This window comes from Frankia sp. AgKG'84/4 (assembly GCF_023242965.2).
In the GTDB taxonomy this organism is placed as follows: Bacteria; Actinomycetota; Actinomycetes; order Frankiales; family Frankiaceae; genus Frankia.
The window spans coordinates 1-3,842 of the sequence record NZ_JALKFU020000525.1; the positions used below are offsets into that span (position 1 = coordinate 1).

The 3,842-nt window shown below is 76.0% G+C and carries 2 protein-coding genes; one reads left to right on the forward strand and one right to left on the reverse strand.

From position 1 onward, the window contains the following. On the forward strand, nt 1-2,761 hold a 2,761-nt coding region (locus MXD58_RS22500), incomplete at its 5' end, for an ATP-dependent helicase (RefSeq protein WP_250609872.1). 108 nt (nt 2,762-2,869) lie between these two features. On the opposite strand, the gene MXD58_RS22505 is transcribed toward MXD58_RS22500, so the two are convergent. Continuing rightward, complete coding sequence (locus MXD58_RS22505) at nt 2,870-3,667, reverse strand: endonuclease/exonuclease/phosphatase family protein (RefSeq protein WP_248836807.1); 798 nt, start codon at nt 3,665-3,667, stop codon at nt 2,870-2,872. Nucleotides 3,668-3,842: the final 175 nt, after the last annotated feature.

Genomic DNA, 3,842 nt, shown 5'->3' on the forward strand with positions numbered 1-3,842 from the left:
GGTCGCGGCCGCCGGCCGGGCGCGCACCAAGGGCGTCCAGGACCGGCTGCGGCGCTGGGCGCTGGCGACCCGTGGGCGGCGTGAACTCGCCGCGCTGGTCGCCGAGTACCGGGCGGCCCGCCGGGACCGGGACGTGCTCGACTTCGGCGACCAGGTCACCTACGCCGCCCTCCTCGCCGAGACGATGCCGGAGGTCGGCCGGGCCGAACGGGCCCGCGCCGCGGTCGTCCTGCTCGACGAGTACCAGGACACCTCGGTCGCCCAGCGCCGCATGCTGACCGGCCTGTTCGGCGGCGGCCATCCGGTCACCGCCGTCGGCGACCCCTGCCAGGCGATCTACGGCTGGCGCGGCGCGTCGGTGGCGAACCTCGACCACTTCCCGAGCCACTTCCCGCGCGCGGACGGCACGCCGTCGGTCGTCTACGAGCTGTCCGTGAACCAGCGCAGCGGCGGGCGGCTCCTCGAGCTCGCCAACACCGTCGCGGCGCCGCTGCGGGCCCGCCACCGGGTCGTCGAGCTGCGGCCAAGGGCCGACGTCGCCGAACGCGGCGAGACGGTCGTGGCCCTGCACGAGACGTGGGCCGACGAGGTGTCCTGGATCGCCGCGCGGCTGCGCCGGGTCGTCGACGCGGGCACGTCCCCCGGCGACATCGCGGTCCTCGTCCGGGCCCGGGGGGACATCGCGCCGCTGCTCACCGCCATGCAGGCGGTGAGCCTGCCGGTCGAGGTCGTCGGGCTGACCGGACTGCTCACCGTGCCCGAGGTCGCCGAGATCGTGGCGATGCTCGAGGTCCTCGACGCGCCCACGGCGAACGCGGCGCTGGTCCGGCTGCTGACCGGCCCGCGGCTGCGTCTGGGCGCCCGGGACCTCGCCGCGCTCGGCCGCCACGCCCGCGAGGTCGTGCGTCGCCCGCCCGACTCGTCTGTCCCGCCTGACTCGTCTGTCCCGCCCGACTCGTCTGTCCCGCCTGACTCGTCAGAGCCAACTGGCCTGGCCCCCGGTGGCGGGGGCGACGAGCCGGGGGATCGGGAACCCGACCCGCCGGGACGGGAGGATCCGCTCGCGGCGGCGGTCGCCGACGTCGACCCGGCGGACGTCGTCGCGCTGTCCGACGTCCTCGGCGATCCGGGGCCGGAGATGTCCCCGGAGGGCCGGCTGCGGCTGGGCCGGCTCGCCGCCGAGATCGCGGCCCTGCGCGGGCACATCGGCGAGGGCCTGCTCGACCTGCTGCACCGGGTCATCGCCACGATCGGCCTGGACGTGGAGCTCACCGCCTCCGACGCGGCCGTGCGCGCCCGCCGCCAGGAGAACGTCGCGGCCTTCCTCGACGTCGCCGCCGCGTTCACCGACCCGGACGGGACGACCTCGCTGCACGCGTTCCTCGGCTTCCTGCGCGCGGCCCGCGAACACGAGCGCGGCCTCGACGTCACCGGTCCGTCCGGCGCGAACGCCGTCGCCCTGATGACGATGCACCGGTCCAAAGGCCTCGAATGGGAGGTCGTGGCCGTGCCGAACCTGAGCCGGACGGTCTTTCCTGACGTCACCGTCCGCGACCAGTGGACGACGTCGGCGGGAGTGCTGCCGGTGCCGCTGCGCGGCGACGCGGCCGATCTGCCGGCCGTCACCGCGTCCGACCAGAAGGCCGATCACGACGAGTACGCCGCCGACGCCGCCGCCTACGCCGAGCGGGAGGAACGCCGCCTCGCCTACGTCGCGGTGACCCGGGCGAAGTCGCTGCTGCTCGCCAGCGGCCATTGGTGGGGGCCGACGCAGAAGCGCCCGCGCGGCGCGTCGGTGTTCCTCGACGAGCTCGCCGGGCATGCCCGTGCCGGCGGCGGCCGGGTCGACCACTGGGCGCCGCGCCCACCGGAACGTGTCAACCCGGCGCTTGCAACACCCCGGGAGTTCGCCTGGCCGGCCCCGTACGAAGCCGAGCCGCACGCGCGCCGCCGCGAGGCCGCCCGGGAAGTCGTCGCCTGCCTGGACGCCGCGCTCGCCGCGTCCCTGGGCGGCGAGCGCGTGTCCTCAGGCGGCGATGGCGGCGATGGCGGCGATGGGGGCGATGGCGGCGATGGCGGCGATCCGCCGGGGCTGACCGGGACCGATCGGGCGCTACTCGCCGAGCTGGACCAGGAGGCGACATTGCTCCTGGCCGAGGAACGCGCCGCCCGCCTCCCGATGCTCGACGTGCCGCTGCCAGCGAACCTGACGGCCTCGGAGATCGTCCGGATGCACGCTGACCCGGCGGCGTTCGCCCGCGAACTCGTCCGCCCGCTGCCCCGCCAGCCGGTGGCGGCGGCCCGGCGCGGCAGCCGCTTCCATGCCTGGGTCCAGGAGCTGTTCGACCACCGGGCGCTGATCGGCGACGATGACCTACCCGGCGCCCGCGACGCCGAGCTGACCGAGGACGACCTGGGCGAGCTGCGCGAGGCGTTCCTGCGCACCCCGTACGGCGCCCGCCGCCCGTTCGCGATCGAGGAACCCTTCGAGTTGCCGCTCGCCGGGCGGATCGTGCGCGGCCGCATCGACGCCGTGTACGACCTCGGGGACGGCCGGTGGGAGGTCGTCGACTGGAAGACCGGCCAGTCACCCGCGGACGAGCTTCAGCTCGCGGTCTACCGGCTGGCCTGGGCCCGGCTGCGCGGCGTCGACCCGTCCGCTGTCGACGCGGCCTTCCTCTACGTCCGCACCGGCGGGATCGTCCGCCCGGCGCCACTGTCCGAACAGCACCTGGCGGCTCTGCTCACCCCGGCGAGGTGACGGCGACCGCCAGACGGTTGACGGCGACCGCTGGACGGGTGATGGTGATCGCCACGCCGGTGATGGCGACCGCCGGCCACGGGCGTCGTGCGCGGGCGGGCGAGGCGGTCAGGCGCGCGACGGCGCGGCGTCGAGGTCGACGAGCAGGGCGCGGTGGTCGGAGATCTCCGTGCGCTGGCAGCGGACAGCGGTGACGGCGCCGACCTGGCCGCGGGCCAGCACGTGATCGAGCTGGAGGCGCGGCGCGGGCGCCGGGTAGGTCGGGGTGACGGCCAGGCGGTGCCAGCGGGTCAGCAGGCCCGGCAGCCGCCCCGGCAGGTTCAGGTCGCCGAGGACGACCAGCGGTCCGTCGACGTCGGCGAGCCGGCGGGCGAGGCGCACGAGCTGCACGGCGTTCCAGCCCGGCACGAACGACAGATGGGTGTTCACGACGGTCAGCGGCCCGGCCGGCGAGTCGATCAGGGCGGCGATCGCGACCCGGGGCTCGTCGTCCAGCATGACCAGCCGGCTGCGGCCCCCCGGACCACCCGGGAGCGCGATGGGGGACCGCACCGGCGCCCGGCCAAGCTCGATGATCCGCCACTCGGTGACCGGGAACCGGCTGACCAGCGCGATGCCGTAGGCCGGCTCGCCGGGCTCACGCGCTCCCGTCGCCGGCCGCCAGCGCTCGCCGGGGGTGCCGAACACGGTCGGGGCGAAGTACCAGTCGTCGTCGGCCGCACCGAGCGCCGCCGCCGCCTGCGCGGCCAGGTCACACCGGCCGGAACGCGGCTGGTCGACGTCGACCTCCTGCAGACCGAGGACGTCGGCACCCAGACCCGCGACAGCGGCCGCGAAGCGCACCGGATCGGCCCGGCCGTCGGCGAGGGACAGACCGTGCATCACGTTGAAGGAGCCCAGCCGCACGCCTGGACGGTACCTGCGGCGGCTAGCCGACAACGTGGGCTCTTCCCGAGAACCCGGTGACGTCGGTGTCTGCGGCGGCGTCCTCAGCGGCGGCGTCCTCAGCGGCGGCGTGCTCAGCGGCGGCGTGCTCAGCGGCGGCGTGCTCAGCGGCGGCGTGCTCAGCGGCGCCGTCGGC